This window comes from Massilia sp. CCM 8734 (genome assembly GCF_011682155.1).
Classification (GTDB): Bacteria; Pseudomonadota; Gammaproteobacteria; order Burkholderiales; family Burkholderiaceae_D; genus Telluria_A; species Telluria_A rubra.
In genome coordinates, this window is record NZ_WHJI01000023.1 from 15,550 (window position 1) to 34,645 (window position 19,096).

A 19,096-nucleotide genomic window follows, 5' to 3' on the forward strand; every position below is an offset into this window, starting at 1 on the left:
GTGCAGCATGAGGACCGCTATCAACGAAGCAGACGTCAAGCGCCTAGCCGGCCTGGCCAACGTGATCAGCGCGCTGCTGGCGGCGATCCCGATCTTGCAGCCTGAGAGCCGGGCGGATGCGCTGCAAACCTGCGCCAGCATGGCGGCCGATGTGGCCGACGAGCTGGACGCCCTCACACGAGCGGCAGCATGAATCCGGCTGTGTCGAGCGCGTCAGGGGCTCGCGTTTCAAACGCGACTTCCCAGCACCGGTATTCGGACGAGGTGAAGCGGTGCGCTCTCGATCTACGCCCGGTGACGGCGAAACCCCGTGATTCAGTACCAGCACAACCGGCTGAACGATGATAAAAAGGAATGGTGCATAATTGGAAACTTTTCTCACTAAAGACGCACTGGTCACGCTGACCGGGCGTCGCAGGCAGTCGAAACAAATCGAGGCGTTGCGAACGATGGGCTTGCCCTTCTGGGTCAATGCCATTGGACAGCCAGTCGTCACCGTCGCCGCAGTTGAGGGGCGGAAAGAGGCGCCGCGCGAGAAGGAATGGGTAATGCCGAGGATAAGCCATGGGCCGAAAAAACACACGTAACCTGAATATGCCGCCGCACATGCATCCACGTAAGCAACGAAGCGGCAAGGTCTACTTCTACATGTACACCCAGGACAAGCCACGCAAGGAAATTGCGCTGGGAGACGACTTCATTCTGGCCCTGAAAAAGTACGCCGAATTGAACGTGGTTGTTGCCCCCAGCGCCGGCGCGACGTTCGGAGATGTGCAGAAGCGGTACCTGACCGATGCGCTGCCCAAGCTGGCCGCCAGCTCGGCCAAGATGTACCGCTCGGACATCAAGCACCTGATGGCCTCATTCGGCGAGGCGCCGCTGAGCAAGATCAAGCCGATGCATATCCGGCAGTTCCTCGATGGTCATGCGGACAAGCCGACCACGGCGAACCGGTGCAAGCGCGTTTTCTCAACGATGTGGAATAAGGCGCGCGGGTGGGGCTATACCGACCTGCCAAACCCATGCGAGGGCATCCAGGGGCACTCACTGGCCAAGCGAACGGTGTATATCACCGACGCAGTGTTTAAGGCCGTGCATGACCACGCCAGCGCGCCGCTGCGCGATGCCATGGACCTGGCCTACCTCACCGGCCAGCGCCCGGCCGACGCGCTCAGCATGAGCGAGCACGACATCATCGACGGACACCTCATCGTCACCCAGGAGAAAACCAAGCAGCCGCTGCGGATCCAGATCGTCGGCGAACTTGCGGCGCTGCTTGCCCGTATTGAGGTCAGAAAGGCGGGCTGCAAGATGAAGACGGCCGCGTTGCTGGTGAACAGGCAGGGCAAGCGCCTGACCGCGCCGACGCTGCGCGCACACTTCGACACTGCCCGAGCGGCAGCACGAAAAGAGGTGCCTGAGCTGAAGGATGAGATTGAGAAATTCTGGTTCTACGACCTGCGTGCGAAGGCGGCCGACGATACTTCAGACGACCGGGGCGACCAGGCGGCCAGCGATCTGCTGGGGCACGACAGCGTCAAAACGACCCAACGGCACTACCTGCGCCGGGGCAAGATCGTGGCGCCTACAAAGTAACTTTTCGGTGTTTTGTGGAGCGCCAGCCGTTTTGTGGAGCGGAGAAATCGAGATTTTAGCCATTTCTCATTGGAGCGGGTGAAGGGAATCGAACCCTCGTCGTAAGCTTGGGAAGCTTCTGCTCTACCATTGAGCTACACCCGCGTGCAACGCATTCTACGCTTGATTGACTGCTACCGACAAGTTTACCCGACTACAAAATGAAGGTGGGAAACTCTGGTTTTTCTTGATGGTGCGGCTGGCGGGGATCGAACCCACAACCCTTGGCTTCGGAGGCCAATACTCTATCCATTGAGCTACAGCCGCATTCCTGGTCCGATTCGGACGCTTGAACGACCTGAACGGTCGCAGGCATTATAAGCTCCCCGCCGCCCCGCACCCAAGGGTTTTCGATCCATTCGCCATCTTGCCCCCTGATCCCGGCCCCGCCAGGCTCCTCCCGCCCGACGCCGGGCGGTTTTCGACACTTGCAGCGTGTCACTGCAACTATCCGGTGGAGGCCTGCGACTTTGTCGCACCACAAACGAGCGCCGATCACATGCATAGACAATGGGCCGCCGGGCTACCGTCCGGGCCTTGCGAAGGAGCGCGACATGAACAGACGCTTTGCAACATTTCTCGACACGTCGCTGTGGATCAGCGCCCTGATGGCGCTCGTCTATCACGTGCGCTTCCTCATGTTCGTCGACTACGACGCCATGCAGGCGCGCTCGTACATCGACCAGGCATTCTATTTCCTCACCGGCCTGGGGCACGAATCTTTCGCCGTGTTTTTCGTGATCAACGGCATCTTCGTCGGCCTGTTCTTGCGCCACATGCCGACCGCGCAGGGCGATCGTGCGCTGCTCGCGCGCTGGTGGCGCTCGCATCTGGCGCTGTTGCCGGTGCTGACCCTGGGCGGCCTGCTCGACCTCGCCGGTGTACATTTTTTCAACGGCTCGGGCTTGTACTCGGACTTTCCCGCCTTTAGCACCGTCACCCTCGGCTGGTCCGCCTTTTACAGCAATCTGTTCATGCTGCAACCGGCCCTGGCGCCCACCTTCGGCAGCAACGGCATGCTGTATCTGTACGCCTACCTGTGGTGGTCCTGCTGCCTGCTACTTGTACTGCGGCGCGCATGGCGCAGCCACGCGCCGTGGCCCCTGGCGGGCGGCGCTGCGCTTCTGCTGGGCCTGGTGGTGTGGATGCCGCCGACGTTCTGGCCCTGGCTAACGGTCTGGCTGCTGGGCGTGGCGGTCGGCCTGCGCGGGCCGTGGCCGCGGCCCCTGCTCCACCCGCTGGCGGCCTGGGGCTTGCTGGCGGCGGCGATCTTGTTTTCGCGCCTGGCCGGCGCCCGCACCGACCTGTTGCCGGCGCCCTGGGGGCAACTGCTGATGCTCTGGAAGTACGTGCTGGTCGGCTTGGGATTTGCCGCCGTCGCCAGCGTGCTCTACCGCAGCCCGATGGTGCCCGTGGCGCGCGGCGCGGCGCCCTCCTTCTTCGCCAGGCTGAACCGCCATCTGGCCGACAGCGCCAGCGTGGCCTTCCTGTTTCATTTTCCTTTGATGATGCTGCTCACCGCGATAGGCGCCGACCTGTTCGGCCACCGCCTGATGCAACAGCCGGGACCGCTGTGTTATGCGCTGGTGGGCGCCATCGTGATGGCCTGTTATGCGGCAAGCCATGCGCTGGTGCGCTGCATCGGCGAGCGCGCGGGCGGCTTGCGGCCAATGGTGTGAGGCCGGTGTCGCTATCGGCGCGCCCTCACGGCACTGGCGCCGGCGCCGCCGCCAGTTCGCGCGCCTGGCGAAAGCCGTCGACCATCACGCCGAAGGCTTGCGCCTTCATGTCCTCGCCCGGCACGCGCAGGATGTAGGACGGGTGGTAGACCACCACCACCCAGCGCCCCTCGTGCAGGAAGGGCTTGCCCAGCACCTCCTTGAGCGTGGCGTGCGGATTGCCCGTCACCGCCTTGAGCGCGGTGCTGCCCAGGGCGACGACGACCTCGGGCTGGACCTGCGCGAGCTCGCTGCCCAGCCAGTAAGCGCAGGCGTCCACCTCGCGCTGGGCCGGGGTCTTGTGCATGCGCCGCTTGCCGCGCGGCTCCCACTTGAAATGTTTGACGGCATTGGTGAGGTAGATCGTGCGCCGGTCCAGCTCGGCCTTGGCCATGGCCCGGTCCAGCAGTTGCCCGGCGGGACCGACGAAGGGCAGCCCGGCCAGGTCTTCCTGGTCGCCCGGCTGTTCGCCCACCAGCATGATGCGTGCCTCGACCGGGCCGACGCCACCGACCGCCTGGGTCGCGTGCTGCCACAGCTCGCAACGGCGGCACTGGTCGAGCGTGCTGGGCGCGTCGCGCTGCGGCTGGGCCTTGGCGGCACTGATGGGAATGACGGTGCCGCCGCGCTGGCCCACGCTGTGGGTCTGCCCCACCCTGCGCGCGCCGGCCGCCGCCTGCGACACCATCTCGGGCACCAGCGCGCCTTCGGGCAGGTTTTTCCAGAAACGCGTGGGGATGTGTCCGTGCATCAGGTCGGCATTCAGGCGCGCCGGGTTGAAGATGCTGCGGTAATAGGTGAGCCATAAAGCTTCGCCGGCGTCGTCGATGTCTTCCGGGCCGCGCATCAGCGGGCCGGTGCTGTGCAGGGTGGCGCCGTCCCACAGCACGCTGGCCTCGGGCGTGGCGATCATCCAGGTGACCTTGCCCATGCGGCTGGCGAAGTGGCGCGCCACCTGCGGCAGCACATCGTGGGCCGGCTCGAACCAAGCCACGAAACGGGGCGGACCGGCGTCTTCGCGGCGCTCGCGAAAACGGATATAGGCATGCATGTCATGTTCCTCGCGGTGCACCGCCTTGACCATGGCGTGCAGGCGGGCGCCGTCTTCGTCGGCGGCCGAGAGCACGTCTTTTTCGCCCTGCTGCCAGCGCCACAGCACCAGGTACAAAAACGCCCAGCGGTTCGGCACGCGGCAGCAAGCCGCGCTTTGCAGCATGTCCATCAGCTGGCGCGGTATGCGCATGGTGGACTTGCTGTGAGGTTGGACCGCATCCATCGCCGGCGGTTCCGCGCCCTGCGAAAACAAATCTCCGTCGTCCTTGTGCGAAATCCATTGCACCGCATGGGGCGGCACTTTGTGCGCCAGCAAGTCGCGCGCGGCGTGGCGCCACTGCTCGAAGGAGTGGACCAGCACCGGACGCCCGGCCGCAGCCGACGCGGCCGCGCTTACGCCGCCTGCAATTCCGCCCATAAATCCAGCTGCCGTGGTGAGTGCTCGGCCATCGAGCGGCGCAACACCTCGGACGCGGTGGTGTCCGAGGCCGGCCGGTAGTCGGCCGTGACGATGAACGGGGCGATCTTTTTCATGCTGCAACGCAGGCGGGTCAGGTCGGCGTAGCGGATGCGGCGCAGGCGGCGCAGTTCCACCAGCCGTTTGGCGTTGCGCAGGCCGATCCCGGGCACGCGCGCGATCATCGTTTCTTCGGCCAGGTTCAGGTCCATCGGAAAATGCTCGCGGTGCGCCAGCGCCCAGGCCAGCTTGGGATCGATGTCGAGCGCCAGGTTGCCGGCCGCCGGCAACAGTTCGGCCGCGTTGAAACCGTAGCTGCGCATGAGAAAGTCGGCCTGGTACAAGCGGTGCTCGCGCTGCATGGGCGGGGGCGCCGCCGGCACCGAGTCGGGGCTTTGCGGGATCGGGCTGAAGGCCGAATAGTAGACGCGCTTGAGCTTGTAGCTGCCGTACAGGGTTTCGGCGGTGTTAAGAATGGTCTGGTCGTCGCTGGCGTCGGCGCCGACGATCATCTGGGTGCTCTGCCCGGCCGGTGCGAACTTGGGCGCGCGCGGCTCCTGCGCCTTTTCGTCGAGCTTGCGGCGGATCGAGCCCATCGCCAGCTTGATGGTGTGCACGCTTTTTTCGGGCGCCAGGCGCGTGATGCTGCCCTCGGTCGGCAGTTCGATGTTGACGCTGAGCCGGTCGGCATACTTGCCGGCGGCGGCGATCAGGGCGGCGTCGGCATCGGGAATGGTCTTGAGGTGGATGTAGCCACGGAAATTGTGGACTTCACGCAACTGCCGCGCGATGGCCACCAATTGCTCCATGGTGTAGTCGGCCGACTGGATGATGCCGGAACTGAGGAACAAGCCATCGATATAGTTGCGCAGGTAAAAGTCGACCGTCAGCTTGACTACTTCATCGACCGAAAACCGCGCGCGCGGCACGTTGGAGGTGCGCCGGTTGACGCAATACTGGCAGTCGTAGACGCAGAAATTGGTCAGCAGGATCTTGAGCAGGGACACGCAGCGCCCGTCCGGCGTATAGCTGTGGCAAATACCCATGCCGTTGGTGGCGCCGATGCCGTCCTTGCCCTCGGACGAGCGCTTGGGCGCGCCGCTGCTGGCGCAGGAGGCGTCGTATTTGGCCGCGTCGGCGAGGATTTCGAGCTTGTCGGTCAGTTCCATGGGCTTGGCGCTTCACTGTATGTATATACAGTATGGTACACCATTCCCATGGACGGGGGCACGCGCGCGGCGCGCCTGTGCAGGATTGCTACGCGCGCTTGGCCTGCGGCAAGGTGGCGCGGCAGGCCGCCAGTTGGACTTCCTGTTCCCGCAGCACTTCCAGGAAGCTGCCCAGCGAAATCGGATGGTGGAACAGGTAGCCCTGCATGGTCAGGCAACCGTTCGACTTGAGGTAGCGCGCCTGCACCTCGGTTTCCACCCCTTCGGCGATCAAATGCAGGCCCAGGCCGCGCGCGATCGAAATGATCGCCAGGATGACCGGATAATGCCCCTGCTCGTCGTGGATTTCCTTCACAAACGACTGGTCGATCTTGATCGTGTGGATCGGGAAGCGGTGCAGGTAGGACAGCGAGGAGTAACCGGTGCCGAAATCGTCGATCGCCACCGATACGCCCAGCTGGCACAGTTTGTTCAACTGCTCGATCGCGTACTGCGGATTGCGGATGCAGATATTTTCGGTGATTTCGACTTCGATCTGGGCCGGCGAAATCCCGTAGCGCAGCAGCGCGCCGCGCATCTTCTCGAAAAAGTCGCCGCGGTCGAGGTATTGCGGCGACAAATTCAAGGACAGGCGAATCGATTCGCCGCCGTTCTCGTTCCAGACCAGCATGTCGCGGCACAGGGCGCCCAGCATCCAGTCCGAAATCGGCAGCATCAGGCCATTGTCTTCGGCGAACGGCAGGAACTCGTTGGCGGTCAACAGGCCGCGCTGCGGATGGTTCCAGCGCATCAGCCCTTCGGCGCCGATGATGCGGCCGGTGATCACGTCGATCTGCGGCTGGTAGTACATTTCCAGCTCGTTCTGCTCGAGCGCCTTGCGCAGGCTCTGTTCGAGCGCGATCTTCTGGTGCGACACGTCGAGCATCGAGTTGTGATAAAAACTCTGGCCGTTCTTGCCCAGCGCCTTGACCTGGTACATCGCGATGTCGGCATGGCGCAGCAGCTCGTCGATCGACTCGCCGTCGCCCGGATAAATCGCAATGCCGATGCTGGCCGAAATGTGCACCTGGTGCCCATCGAGGTCGAACGGCAGGTGCAGGCAGGCGAGGAATTGCTCGGCGATCGCTTTTGCTTCGCCGCGTCCGGCCAGTTCCGGCAGCACGATGGTAAATTCGTCGCCCCCCTGGCGCGCCAGGGTGTCGCCGTCGCGCAGGCATTGCTTCAGGCGCAGCGCGACCTGCTGCAGCAGCTCGTCGCCCTTGACGTGGCCGAGCGTGTCGTTCACCAGCTTGAAGCGATCGAGGTCGATGAACATCACGGCCAGCTCGGTCAGTTTGCGCTTGGCCTGGATGATGGCCAGCCCGAGGCGGTCCTTGAACAGCATGCGGTTCGGCAGGTCGGTCAGGATGTCGTGGTAAGCCTGGTACGAGATGACTTCTTCGGCGCGCTTGCGGTCGGTGATATCGCGCGCCACGCCGTAGGTGCCATAGAACTCGAGCTTCCTGACGTCGTTATCCGGCACATGCATGCCCATCGAATTGAGCGAGATGGTCATCAGGGTGGTGTTGAACTGGCGGTCCTGGCCGGCGCGCGCATGGCACTTCAGGCGCAGTTCGACGTTGCGCGAGGCCCGTTCGTCGACGCGGCGCTCGTTGAAGGCATAGCGCGCGCGTTCGAGGTCTTCATCGTGCACCAGGATCGTGTAGTGCTGGCCGATCAGGTCTTCGCGCGCAAAGCCGAGCAACTGGAAGGCGCGGTCGTTGATGAAGGTGAAACGCCCCTCGTGATTGAGGGTGTAGATGATGTCGGGCGAACTGTCGACCAGGTAGCGGTACAGCTTTTCGGAGTTTTCCAGCTGCGAGGCGATGCGCTCGTTGTCCAGCGCCAGGCTGCGCTGCTGGAGTGCGTTGCCGACCGTCTTGAGCATCTCTTCGCGGCTGTAGGGCTTGCGCAGGTAATCGTAGGCGCCGCGCTTGAGGGCGCCGATGGCCGCCTCGATGCCGACGTCGCCGCTCATCACGATGACGTCGGCGTCGATGTCGCGCTCGTTGATGAAGTCCATGATCTCATGGCCGCTCATATCGGGCAGGCGCAGGTCGAGCAGCACCAGGTCGAAGCGGCGCGCGCTCAGTTGCGCCAGCGCCTCGGCGCCGCTGCTGGCGGTCACCAGCTCGAAACCGCGGTCGCGCAGCAGCTCGTGCAGTGCCGACAGCAGGCGCGGCTCGTCGTCGATCAGCAGGATGCGCGGCTGCGCTTGGGCATCGGCCTCGCTCAAAGAAGCATCGGTCTGCGACAGCGCGCTGGCGGGATTGTCGTTCATTGGAACCTTAAGCGGAAACCATCGTCCGCATCCGCAACGCGCACTTGCCCGGCAGGTGCGGAAAACAGGGGCGCCGGGGCGCGCCCGGGCCGCTTGCGAAGATCGTTGTCCGAATGCTGCATGGTGTCGAAAACTGCCGCCAAATGGTCGATGGTTGGAGGTGGCGCGCAACGCGATGCGACCACGACGAAAATCAAATACGCCTGTCGCGCGCGGGATTTGGGCAGCGTGTCAGGTTTTAAAAACGGCTATCTTAGCATATATGCACGAATGTTGACCCGAGGAACGTTACTCAAAGCAAAACTTTTTATTGTCAAGTGGTGCTGCGCGTCACGATTCCAGGGCCGCCGGGCGCCTGCGGTGATACATGCGCGAGGCCACCCACAAGCCGAGCGCGCACAAGGCGAAACCGACCTGGCCCATGGCCAGCCACAGCATCGAGTGCGACAAGAACGGCGCGATCACGCCCGCCACCAGTGCGCCCAGCAGGGTGACGGCGAACGACTGGCACGAGGCGACAGTGCCGCGGATGTGCGGGAACAGGTCGAGCGCGAGCAGGGTGGCGCCGGGCGCGATCAGCGACATGCCGAAGGTGTAGAAAAACATCGGCGCCACGCTCCACGGCAGCGCCGGTGTAAAGACGCTGTGATACAACAGATTGGCGCTGGCGGCCGTGAGCAGGAAGCCGAAACCGATGCCGATTTGGCGCGCGAAGCTCATTTTGCCGGCGATGCGGTTGGCCGTGAGCGCGCCCAGGAAGATGCCGGCCACCGAGGGAATGAACAGCCATCCGAATTGGTCCGGTCCGAGGCGCAGGTGCAGCGGCAGCGCCACCGGCGCAGCCGAGATGTACAAAAACAGGCCGGCGAAGTTGAGGGCGACGATGCCGGCCTTCATGTGGAACAGGGGCGAGCTGAAAATGGCGCTGTAGTTCTGCCACAGGTAGCGCGGATTGAAGGCCTGGCGTTTGTCAGGCGGCAGCGTTTCGGGCAGGCGCCGGTAGCAGTACACGAACAGGATCACGCTGTAGGCCAGCAGCACCAGGAAGATGGTGCGCCAGTCGGAATAGGTAACGATCCAGCCGCCCAGGATGGGCGCAATGGCCGGCGCGATCGTGAAAATCATCGTCACCAGGGAGAGCAGGCGCGCCGCCGGCGCATCGTCGTACAGGTCGCGGATGATGGCGCGTCCCACCACCACCCCGGCCCCGGCGGAGACGCCCTGCATGATCCGGAAGATCCACAGGTAGTGCACCGAATGCGAGGCGGCGCAGCCGAAGGTGCCGATGGCGAACACCACCAGCGCGCACAGCACCACGTTGCGGCGCCCGAAGGCGTCGGCCAGCGCGCCATGCCACAGCACCATGCCGGCAAAAGCGAGCATGTAGGCGGTCAGGGTTTGCTGGACTTCGATCGGGGTCGCGCCCAGCGACGCTTCGATGTTGGGGAAGGCCGGCAGGTAGGCGTCGATCGAGAAGGGCCCCAACATCGACAGCCCGGCCAGCAGGGTCGCCAGGCCCACCATCCCGGGAACCGCGCGCCGCGTCACGGGCGGCAGGGGCACCGGCGTGACGGGGTCCGGCGGCAGGTTGGGCGGCGGACTGGGGAACATGCTTACTCCGGTTTTGGCTTGGCTTCTTCGCGCCGGTTGTAGCCTGCCACCATGTCGAACCTGAACAGGCGGCATTCGAGGGCGCCGTTGAAGAATGGCGTCTTGCGCGCTTCTTTCAGGCGCAGCAGCTTGGGCAAGGTCAGGTCGGCGGTGAACAGGAACACGGTCCAGCCGGCGAAGCGCTGCTTGAGCGTGGTGCCCAGCGCCGAGTAGAACGCGACCGACATGTCGTCGGCCGGGATGGTGCTGTCGCCGCGCACGCCGATCCGCTCCCCGTACGGCGGGTTGGTCAAGAGGATGCCTGGCTGTTCGGTCGGCGCCTTCACTTCCTGGGCCTCGATCTGCTTGAGCGGCACGTCGAAGACGATGCCGGCGATTTTCAGGTTATGGCGCGTCATGGCGACCATGTCGCCCGAAATGTCGCTGCCGAAGATGGTTGGCTCGCTTGGCAGCGGCAGCGGCTTGATCGCGTTCTTCATGTCCTGCCACGGGGCGGCCACGAAGTTATGGAATTTCTCGAACGCGAAACTGCGGCGCGCGCCGGGCGCAATGCCCTGCACCATCTGGGCCGCTTCGATTAGGATGGTGCCCGAGCCGCACATCGGGTCGAACAGCACCGTGCCCGGCTTCCAGCCGGAGACGCGCAGCATGCCGGCGGCGAGGTTCTCGCGCAGCGGCGCGTCGCCCGTTTCTTCACGCCAGCCGCGCTTGAACAGGGCTTCGCCGGAGGTGTCCAGGTAGACCGTGAAGTTGCGGTTGTCGAGAAAGCCCACGATGCGCATGTCCGGCTCGCGCGTGTTGACCGACGGGCGCTTGTCGAACTGGTCGCGGAAGCGGTCGCAGATGGCGTCCTTGATCTTGAGCGTGGTGAATTCCAGGCTGCGCAGGGGCGACTTGACGGCGGTGACATCGACGCGGATGGTGTGGTCGACGCCGAACCAGTCTTCCCAGGGCTGGGCCAGGACCAGGTCGTAGATGTCGTTCTCGTTGGCGTAGCTGGCGTGCGCCATGCGCATCAGCACGCGCGAGGCGATGCGCGAGTGCAGGTTGATGCGGTACGCGTCAGTCTGGTCGCCGGAGCAGTGCACGCCGCCGGGAACCTGGTTGTGCACCTTCATGGTGGTGCTGGTCAGGGCGATTTCGCCCAGTTCTTCGGCAAGCGCCGCTTCCATGCCGCGTGGGCATGGGCAGAAAAATGATGGCATGTGGTGAACCCTTTGTCCGTTGTAAAAAATCGTTAATTCTCCCGTCCTTCCCGCGCCAAGGCGGCCCTCGGCGGGAACGACGGGGTGGTGGTGGTGCGACGAATTGAATCAGCTTAACGCCCGCTCCACAAAATCGAGCCGGTCCTGTCCCCAAAACCCCTCCCCGTCAACCACGTACCACGGCACCCCGAACACGCTGGCGGCCATGGCTTCATCGGTGTTGCGGTCGTACTGTTCCTGCACGCCGGCCGTGGCCGACGACTTGACCAGCATCTTCCCATCGAGCCCGCAGGCGCTGGCGATCTGCGCCAGCGTGTCTTCGTCCGAGATATTCCTGTCCTCGGCCCACAGCGCGCGCATGATCGCGCCGGTCAGTCCCAGCGCCGCCTCGGCGCCCAGGCTGGTGCGCGCAGCGACGATCAAACGCGCCGCCGCATCGGGCGGCACCGGGAAAAACGTCGGATGCGCAATCAGCGGCAAGCCCAGATGCTTCGACCAGCGCGCCAGCTCCTGCAGGCGGTAGGCCTGGCGCTGCGGCGCACGCTTGGCCAGCGGCAGCCCGCCCGACACGCTGAACACCTTGCCCAGGTCGAAAGGCTTGATGTCGATCAGCGCCCCGCGCGCCTGCGCCATGGCGACGAAGCGCTCATGCCCCAGATACGCCCACGGCGACTGCGGCGCGAAAAAATACTGAACCGTTTTACTCATGAAGCCCCCGTCAGAAGGGTTTGACCACGACCAGGATCACGATGGCGGCCAGCAGCAGCACCGGCACCTCGTTGAAATAGCGGAACCACACATGGCTGCGCTTATTGACACCGTTCTCGAATTTTTTCAGGAGCGAGCCGCAGGCGTGGTGGTAACCGATCACCAGCAGCACCAGCGCCAGCTTGGCATGCATCCAGCCGCCTTTGAAGCCATATCCGAGCCACAGCCAGACCCCCAGCAGCACCGCCGGCACCGCCAGCATGGTGGTAAAGCGCAGCAGCTTGCGCGCCATCAGCAGCAAGCGCGCGGTGGCCACCGTTTCGGTTTCCTGCGCCAGGTTGACGAAAATGCGCGGCAGGTAAAACAGCCCGGCAAACCACGAGGCGATGAAGACGATGTGAAACGCTTTAATCCAGAGCATGGCAATCCAAAGTAGTTAAGGGCGCACTTCGCCGTGGCCGAACACCACGTACTTGAGCGACGTCAGGCCTTCCAGCCCGACCGGGCCGCGCGCGTGCAGCTTGTCGTTGGAGATGCCGATTTCGGCGCCCAGGCCATATTCGAAGCCGTCGGCAAAACGGGTCGAGGCGTTGACCATCACCGAGGCCGAATCGACTTCGCGCAAAAAGCGCAGCGCGTCGCTGTAGTCTTCGGTGATGATCGCTTCGGTGTGCTTCGACGAATAGGTGTTGATATGGTCGATCGCCGCGTTCATGTCGTCCACCAGCTTGATCGACAGGACCGGCGCCAGGTATTCGGTGGACCAGTCTTCTTCCACGGCCGCCACCAGGTGCGGGTAACCCGCCAGCAGCGCGAACGATTCCGGATCGGCGCGCAGTTCGACTTCCTTGCCCGCATACAGCTGCGCCAGGCGTGGCAGCACGGTTGGCGCGATGGCGCGCGCGACCAGCAGGGTTTCCATGGTGTTGCAGGTGCCGTAGCGGTGGCACTTGGCGTTAAACGCGATCGCCACCGCTTTTTCCAGGTCGGCCTTGGTATCGATGTAGACGTGGCAGATGCCGTCCAGGTGCTTGATCATCGGGACCGTGGCTTCGGCGATCAGGCGCGCGATCAGGCTTTTGCCGCCGCGCGGCACGATCACGTCCACATACTCGGGCATGGTGATCAGCGCGCCGACGGCGGCGCGGTCGGTGGTGTCGACGATCTGCACGCCGTCGACCGGCAAGCCGGCGCCGGCCAGGCCCTCGGCCACGATCCTGGCCAGCGCGCGGTTGCAGTTGATCGCTTCCGAGCCGCCGCGCAGGATCGTCGCGTTGCCGCTCTTGATGCACAGCCCCGCCGCGTCGACCGTGACGTTGGGGCGCGCTTCGTAGATGATGCCGATCACGCCCAGCGGCACGCGCATCTGGCCCACCTGGATGCCGCTCGGGCGGAACTTCATGTTCGAGATTTCGCCGATCGGGTCGGCCAGCGAGACGATCTGGCGCAAGCCTTCGACCATGGTGTCGATGGCTTTGTCCGACAGTTGCAGGCGGTCCAGCATGGCCGGCGCCAGGCCGGCGGCGGCGGCGCCATCGAGGTCGAGCTGGTTGGCGGCGCGCAGCAGCGCGCTGTCGCGCACGATGGCGTCGGCGATCAGCAGCAACGCGCGGTTGCGCTTGGCGCTGTCGGACCTTGCCATCGCGCGCGAAGCGGCGCGGGCGCGCTGGCCGACCTGTTGCATGTATTCGGTAATGTTCATTATCTCGTCTAGGTGAAGCGCGTCGATCGCGCCGGCACCATGGTAGCGTGCCGCTGCGTTCTATCCGCGCGTTACTTTCAAGGCCAGCTGCAGCATCGCATCCCAGGCGTCGCCGGCGAAGCCTTTGGCGCGCAGGCCCTTGATCATTTTGTCGACCTGCGCGGCGTCGCGCATCGCGCCTTCCAGGGTTGGCAACGCGATGCGGCGCAGCGCAGGTTCCATCATGCGTTCACGCGGACCCCAGATGCGGTGTTCCTTGAGCAGCACGCCGAGCGGCCGTCCCTGCGCCATCCCGGATTTCAATTTTAACAGCGTACGGATTTCTTCGGCGACCGCCCATAAAACCAGCGGCAGCGCCTCACCTTCGCCTTTCAGGCCTTCGAGCATGCGCACCAGGCGGGCGCAATCGCCCGCCAGCATGGCTTCGGACAGCTTGAACACATCATAGCGCGCCACGTTGAGCACCGCGTCGTGCACCTGCTCGAAGGTCAGCTTGCCGGGGTCATGCAGCAGGGCCAACTTCTGAATCTCCTGGTGCGCCGCCAGCAGGTTGCCTTCGACCCGGTCGGCGATGAAGTCGAGCGACTGGCGGTCGGCGGAGAGGCCGTGCGCTGCCAGGCGCGTGCCGATCCAGCCGGGCAGCTGAGGGCGTTCGATGGCCGGAATTTCGATGTACACGGCGGCCTGCTGCAGCGCGCCCACCCAGGCCGCCTTGGCGGTCTGCCAATCGAGCTTGGGCAGGGTGATCAGCGTGAGATTGTCGGGACTGAGATCCTTGGCGTAGCTTTGCAGCGCCGCCCCGCCATCCTTGCCCGGTTTGCCGGTCGGGATGCGCAGTTCGATCAGCTTCTTGTCGCCGAACAGCGACAAGGCCTGGTTCGCGGCCAGCAGCTCGCCCCATTTGAAGGTGCGCTCCACGGTCAGCACGTCGCGTTCGGAGTAACCGTTGGCGCGCGCCGCGCGGCGGATCTTGTCGGCCGCCTCCAGCGCCAGCAGATGCTCGTCGCTGGCGATCACGTACAGCGGCGCGATCGTCTTGGCCAGGTGCCCTTCGAGCGCGTCAATCCTCAGCTGCATCGCATGCTCATGTCGGCTTGACCGCCACCAGGCGGCGCAGGATCTGCTGAACCAGGTCGGTCTGCATGTCGCGGTACAACAGCACTTCTTCCGATTCCTTGCCCAGTACCTGGCTCTCGTCGAAGGTAATCGAGCGCTTGAGCGAGATTTCGGTGGCCGGCAGCAGTTCCGCGCCCTTGTTGTCGCGCAGGCGGAATACCAGCGTGTAGGTCAGCAGGTATTCGCGCACGCGGCCCTGGGCGTTGAGCGAGAGGATCTGCTTGCCGCGCGTCTCGGACAGCACGTCGAACAGGGTTTCGGCCTTGGACGCATCGGCGAGCACCTTCACGTCGTCGCCGCCGCGCAGGTTGCGCCGCAACTCGGTGCCGAGGGCCGACGTTTCGGGGAAGGCCAGGTAGATGCTGTGGAACGGCATCTTGAACTGGCCGTTCGAGCCGCGCAGCTGGAAGCCGCACGCGGACAGGGACGCGAGCAGAATCAAGGCAAAGGCGGCGCGCGCCACTGTGGCGGAGCGGAGAATGGTCATCGCTTACACCACGATGCTGATCAATTTGCCGGGCACCACGATCACCTTTTTCGGCGGCGTCTCGATGTACTTCTGCACCGCTTCGCACGCGAGCGCCATCGCTTCGATGGAGGCCTTGTCGGCATCCTTGGCGACCTTGATCGAGCCGCGCAGCTTGCCGTTGACCTGGATCATCATCTCGATCTCGGCCTGCTCCAGCGCGGCCGGATCGACCTGCGGCCACTGCACGTTGAGGATGTCGCCGTGGACCTTGGCGTAGCCCAGTTCTTCCCACAGCACGTGGGTGATGTGCGGCGCGACCGGGTTGAGCACGCGCAGGAAGATCGACAGGCCTTCGGCGATGACCGCGTCGGTGGCCGCGCCATCTTCCAGCTTGGCCGATTCCATCGTGTTGAGCATCTTCATGCAGGCCGAAACGACCGTGTTGTACTGGATGCGTTTGAGGTCGTAGTCGGCCTGCTGCAGGATCTTGTGCAGTTCGCGGCGCAGCGTCTTGTGCGCTTCGCCGCCGTCGACCTTGTCGGTCGCGGCCAGGCTTGAAGCGATGCGCGGCGACTGTGCGTACGCATACGCCCACACGCGGCGCAGGAAGCGGCTGGCGCCTTCGACGCCGCTGTCGGACCACTCGAGCGTCTGCTCCGGCGGCGAGGCGAACATGGTGAACAGGCGCGCGGTGTCGGCGCCGTACTGGCCGATCTGGGCTTGCGGGTCGATGCCGTTGTTCTTCGACTTCGACATCTTTTCAGTGCCGCCGATGATCACCGGCTGGCCGTCGCTCTTGAGCGTGGCGCCTTGCGGACGACCCTTGTCGTCCAGGGTCAGGTCGATATCGGCCGGGTTGAACCAGACGTACTTGCCCGGCTGCGGTTCGCGGTAGTAGGTTTCGTTGAGCACCATGCCTTGCGTGAGCAGGTTGACGAACGGCTCGTCGAACTTGACCAGGCCGAGTTCGCGCATGATCTTGGTCCAGAAGCGCGCATACAGCAGGTGCATGACAGCGTGTTCGATGCCGCCGATGTACTGGTCCATCGGCATCCAGTAATCGTTGCGCGCGTCGACCATCGCCTCGGTGCTGCCCGGCGAGGTATAGCGCATGTAGTACCACGACGAGTCGACGAAGGTGTCCATCGTGTCGGTCTCGCGGCGCGCCGGTTTGCCGCACTGCGGGCAGTCGCACTTGAGGAAGGCTTCGTGTTTGTTAAGCGGGTTGCCGCTGCCATCCGGTACGCAGTCTTCCGGCAGTACCACTGGCAGGTCTTTTTCGGGCACCGGCACCACGCCGCAATCGGCGCAGTGGATCATCGGGATCGGGGTGCCCCAGTAGCGCTGGCGCGAAATGCCCCAGTCGCGCAGGCGGAAGGTGATCTTCTTGTCGCCCAGGCCGGCCGTGGCCAGGTCGCCAGCGACTGCATTGACGGCGGCGATGTGATCGAGGCCGTCGTATTTGCCGGAGTTGATGGAAACGCCGCTCTCTTTGTCGCCGTACCACTCCTGCCAGGCGTCGAGCGAATATTCCTTGTCTTCGACCGCGACCACCTGCTTGATCGGCAGATTGTATTTTTTGGCGAACGCGAAATCGCGCTCGTCGTGCGCGGGCACGCCCATCACGGCGCCGTCGCCGTAGGTGATCAACACGTAGTTGCCGACCCAGACTTCGACTTGTTCATTGGTGATCGGATGGGTGACGAACAGGCCGGTCGGCATGCCCTTCTTCTCCATGGTCGCCATGTCGGCTTCGATCACGCTACCGAGCTTGCACTCGGCGATGAAGGCCGCCAGTTCCGGGTTGGTTTGCGCGGCGTGCTGCGCCAGCGCGTGTTCCGGCGCCACGGCGCAGAAGGTCACGCCCATGATGGTGTCGGCGCGGGTGGTGAAGACGTACATCTTGCCGTCGTCGATCAGCGTTTTTCCAGTAGCGTCGGCGGGGTTGGCGATGGTGTGCGGGAAGGCGAAGCGCACGCCGACCGACTTGCCGATCCAGTTGGCCTGCATGACGCGCACGCGTTCCGGCCAGCCTGGCAGCTTGTTGTCGACATAGTCGAGCAGTTCGTCGGCGTAGTCAGTGATGCGGGCGTAGTACATCGGGATTTCGCGCTTTTCGATCGGCGCGCCGGAACGCCAGCCCTTGCCGTCGACGACCTGCTCGTTGGCCAGCACGGTCTGGTCGATCGGATCCCAGTTCACGGTGCCGGTCTTTTTGTAGATGATGCCTTTTTCGAGCATCTTGAGGAACATCCACTGGTTCCACTTGTAGTACTCGGGCTTGCAGGCGGTCATTTCGCGCGACCAGTCGATCGCCAGGCCCATCGACTCCATCTGCTCGCGCATGTGGGCGATGTTGGAATAGGTCCATTGCGCCGGCGGCACGTTGTTTTGCATGGCCGCGTTCTCGGCCGGCATGCCGAAGGCGTCCCAGCCCATCGGCATGAGCACGTTGTAGCCGCTCATGCGCAGGTAGCGGTACATCACATCATTGATCGTATAGTTGCGCACGTGGCCCATGTGCAGCTTGCCCGACGGGTAAGGCAGCATGGAGCAAGCGTAGTACTTGCCTTTCGGGAAACGCGGGTCGTTCTCGACGGCCTTGTAGGCATCGATGGCCTTCCAGTGGGCTTGGGCGGCTTGTTCTACGTCGGCGGGACTATATTTATCTTGCATGATGTGTGCGGCCAAGCAGGCGCGGCCAAAAGTAATATGAACCGATCATTATACTGGCACATCCCGTATCCGGGCACGGCCGGGGGCAAGGGGCGAAAATTCGCTGAACTATGTGGCGGGCTTACTGTCTAAACAACATGACAAGCAAATTCGACGCCTTAGCCTACACAAAGCGGCTGGAAGATGCCGGTGTGCCCAGGGACCAGGCAGAGGTGCATGCAACAGCACTGACTGAGGTCGTTGGCGAGTTTGTGTGCCGGCAGGATTTGTTGCGGCTGGAGAGCAGCCTGCGGCACGACATCGAAGAGAGCGAGAAGCGGGTGGTTTTGTATATCAATGTTGTCAAAACCGAACTGACTGCAAAAATCGACCGCATGGATGCAAAAATCGATAGCGTGGATGGAAAAGTCGACTCGCTGAGGCGCGAATTCGAGGCACGCTTCAAAGCGATCGAACATGATCTGACCGTTAGCCGCTGCTTGTCGGGCCTGATCATTTCGCTGAACATCGCCATGGCGATCAAAATTTTCTTCCCGTGAAAGCAGGATCAAGCGCGGCGCATGGCGGTCCCTCTAAATCTTCTGGATTTTTTCTGAGCTACGTAAGCTTTACCGGAAATTGCCATCATGACGATCAAATTCGACGCAATAGGGTATGCACAGCAGTTGGAATCGGGCGGTGTACCAAGGAGCCAGGCAGATGTACATGCGAAAGCACTGACTGCGGTAGTGAGCGAGGTTGTGTCGGAAGCCGACCTTTTGCAAACCAAAAACGACTTGCAGCGTGATCTTCTGCATACCGAAGATCGGCTCACATCGCGGATCGATTCGACCAAGACCGAGCTTGGCGCCAAAGTCGACACCTTCAGAGGCGAATTCAACACCAAAATCAGCCTTCTCGACGGAAAATCAGAGAGGATACGCACCGATGCGAGTGCCGAATTTGGTCAACTCCACGGAAAAATCGACATGGTCAGGACCGAGCTGAGTGCCGATATCAGGCAACTCGACGGGACAATCGACAAGGTCAAGACTGAGCTGAGTGCCGATATCAGGCAACTCGACGGGAAAATCGACAAGGTCAGGACTGACCTTGAAGCCAAAATCGATCGGCTGAGCGCCAGCGTGGACTCGATCAAGAACGATCTTGCCCAATACAGGTGGGTAAGCGCGCTGTTTTTCAGCCTGATTATTCCGATATTCCTGAAAACTTTCTGGCCCGGATTGCTGGCCTGAACGCCGCCCTGGCACGGTAAAA

At 63.4% G+C, this 19,096-nt stretch carries 17 protein-coding genes and 2 tRNA genes; 6 read left to right on the forward strand and 13 right to left on the reverse strand.

Annotated features, from left to right (window positions below; all coding sequences use genetic code 11):
• Window positions 1-7: 7 nt before the first annotated feature.
• From F2P46_RS20560 to F2P46_RS20570, 3 genes are all read left to right on the forward strand, one after another.
• On the forward strand, window positions 8-193 hold the full coding sequence (locus F2P46_RS20560; RefSeq protein WP_166893609.1) for a hypothetical protein: 186 nt from the start codon (window positions 8-10) through the stop codon (window positions 191-193).
• Window positions 194-365: 172 nt separating this feature from the next.
• Window positions 366-587 carry a DUF4224 domain-containing protein gene (locus F2P46_RS20565; protein ID WP_166893611.1) on the forward strand — a complete coding sequence of 74 codons (222 nt, stop codon included), beginning with the start codon at window positions 366-368 and terminating at the stop codon, window positions 585-587.
• Complete coding sequence (locus F2P46_RS20570; RefSeq protein ID WP_166893613.1) at window positions 565-1,596, forward strand: tyrosine-type recombinase/integrase; 1,032 nt, start codon at window positions 565-567, stop codon at window positions 1,594-1,596. Before F2P46_RS20565 ends, F2P46_RS20570 begins: the two co-directional genes overlap by 23 nt.
• Window positions 1,597-1,666: 70 nt before the next feature.
• On the opposite strand, the gene F2P46_RS20575 is transcribed toward F2P46_RS20570, so the two are convergent.
• Both F2P46_RS20575 and F2P46_RS20580 read right to left on the reverse strand, forming a co-directional pair.
• A tRNA-Gly gene (locus F2P46_RS20575) sits at window positions 1,667-1,740 on the reverse strand.
• 86 nt (window positions 1,741-1,826) lie between these two features.
• A tRNA-Arg gene (locus F2P46_RS20580) sits at window positions 1,827-1,902 on the reverse strand.
• A gap of 287 nt (window positions 1,903-2,189) precedes the next feature.
• On the opposite strand from F2P46_RS20580, the gene F2P46_RS20585 reads away from it, so the two are divergent.
• Window positions 2,190-3,314, forward strand: a complete 1,125-nt coding sequence (locus F2P46_RS20585) for a hypothetical protein (protein WP_166893615.1) — start codon at window positions 2,190-2,192, stop codon at window positions 3,312-3,314.
• A 25-nt stretch (window positions 3,315-3,339) separates the two neighbouring features.
• On the opposite strand, the gene F2P46_RS20590 is transcribed toward F2P46_RS20585, so the two are convergent.
• From F2P46_RS20590 to leuS, 11 genes are all read right to left on the reverse strand, one after another.
• Window positions 3,340-4,824 (reverse strand): UdgX family uracil-DNA binding protein, encoded by a 1,485-nt coding sequence (locus tag F2P46_RS20590; RefSeq protein WP_166893617.1) that lies wholly within the window; start codon window positions 4,822-4,824, stop codon window positions 3,340-3,342.
• Window positions 4,800-6,032: a putative DNA modification/repair radical SAM protein gene (locus tag F2P46_RS20595; RefSeq protein WP_166893619.1), complete on the reverse strand. Its 1,233-nt coding sequence runs from the start codon at window positions 6,030-6,032 to the stop codon at window positions 4,800-4,802. The genes F2P46_RS20590 and F2P46_RS20595 overlap by 25 nt, the downstream gene beginning before the upstream one ends.
• 88 nt (window positions 6,033-6,120) lie before the next feature.
• Window positions 6,121-8,352 (reverse strand): EAL domain-containing protein, encoded by a 2,232-nt coding sequence (locus F2P46_RS20600; RefSeq protein ID WP_166893621.1) that lies wholly within the window; start codon window positions 8,350-8,352, stop codon window positions 6,121-6,123.
• Window positions 8,353-8,682: 330 nt separating this feature from the next.
• A complete protein-coding gene (locus F2P46_RS20605; protein WP_166893623.1) occupies window positions 8,683-9,963 on the reverse strand; it encodes a multidrug effflux MFS transporter in 1,281 nt (426 codons plus the stop codon).
• A gap of 2 nt (window positions 9,964-9,965) precedes the next feature.
• Window positions 9,966-11,135, reverse strand: coding sequence for a class I SAM-dependent RNA methyltransferase (locus F2P46_RS20610; protein WP_166893786.1), 1,170 nt, complete (start codon window positions 11,133-11,135; stop codon window positions 9,966-9,968).
• A 141-nt stretch (window positions 11,136-11,276) separates the two neighbouring features.
• Window positions 11,277-11,876, reverse strand: a complete 600-nt coding sequence (locus F2P46_RS20615; protein WP_166893625.1) for a 2-hydroxychromene-2-carboxylate isomerase — start codon at window positions 11,874-11,876, stop codon at window positions 11,277-11,279.
• A 10-nt stretch (window positions 11,877-11,886) separates the two neighbouring features.
• Entirely contained in the window at window positions 11,887-12,297 is a 411-nt protein-coding gene (locus F2P46_RS20620) for a CopD family protein (protein WP_166893627.1), read from the reverse strand.
• Window positions 12,298-12,312: 15 nt separating this feature from the next.
• Window positions 12,313-13,578, reverse strand: a complete 1,266-nt coding sequence (locus F2P46_RS20625) for a glutamate-5-semialdehyde dehydrogenase (protein WP_166893629.1) — start codon at window positions 13,576-13,578, stop codon at window positions 12,313-12,315.
• Window positions 13,579-13,638: 60 nt separating this feature from the next.
• Complete coding sequence (gene holA / locus F2P46_RS20630; RefSeq protein WP_166893630.1) at window positions 13,639-14,655, reverse strand: DNA polymerase III subunit delta; 1,017 nt, start codon at window positions 14,653-14,655, stop codon at window positions 13,639-13,641.
• Between the two features lie 7 nt (window positions 14,656-14,662).
• A complete protein-coding gene (gene lptE / locus F2P46_RS20635) occupies window positions 14,663-15,181 on the reverse strand; it encodes an LPS assembly lipoprotein LptE (protein WP_166893632.1) in 519 nt (172 codons plus the stop codon).
• Window positions 15,182-15,184: 3 nt separating this feature from the next.
• The gene (leuS, locus tag F2P46_RS20640) at window positions 15,185-17,839 is read right to left on the reverse strand and encodes a leucine--tRNA ligase (protein ID WP_166893634.1); all 2,655 of its coding nucleotides are present in this window, start codon (window positions 17,837-17,839) and stop codon (window positions 15,185-15,187) included.
• Between the two features lie 137 nt (window positions 17,840-17,976).
• On the opposite strand from leuS, the gene F2P46_RS20645 reads away from it, so the two are divergent.
• Together F2P46_RS20645 and F2P46_RS20650 are read left to right on the forward strand one after the other, a co-directional pair.
• Window positions 17,977-18,378, forward strand: coding sequence for a hypothetical protein (locus tag F2P46_RS20645; protein WP_166893636.1), 402 nt, complete (start codon window positions 17,977-17,979; stop codon window positions 18,376-18,378).
• An 87-nt stretch (window positions 18,379-18,465) separates the two neighbouring features.
• Window positions 18,466-19,074 carry a coiled-coil domain-containing protein gene (locus F2P46_RS20650; protein WP_166893638.1) on the forward strand — a complete coding sequence of 203 codons (609 nt, stop codon included), beginning with the start codon at window positions 18,466-18,468 and terminating at the stop codon, window positions 19,072-19,074.
• Window positions 19,075-19,096: the final 22 nt, after the last annotated feature.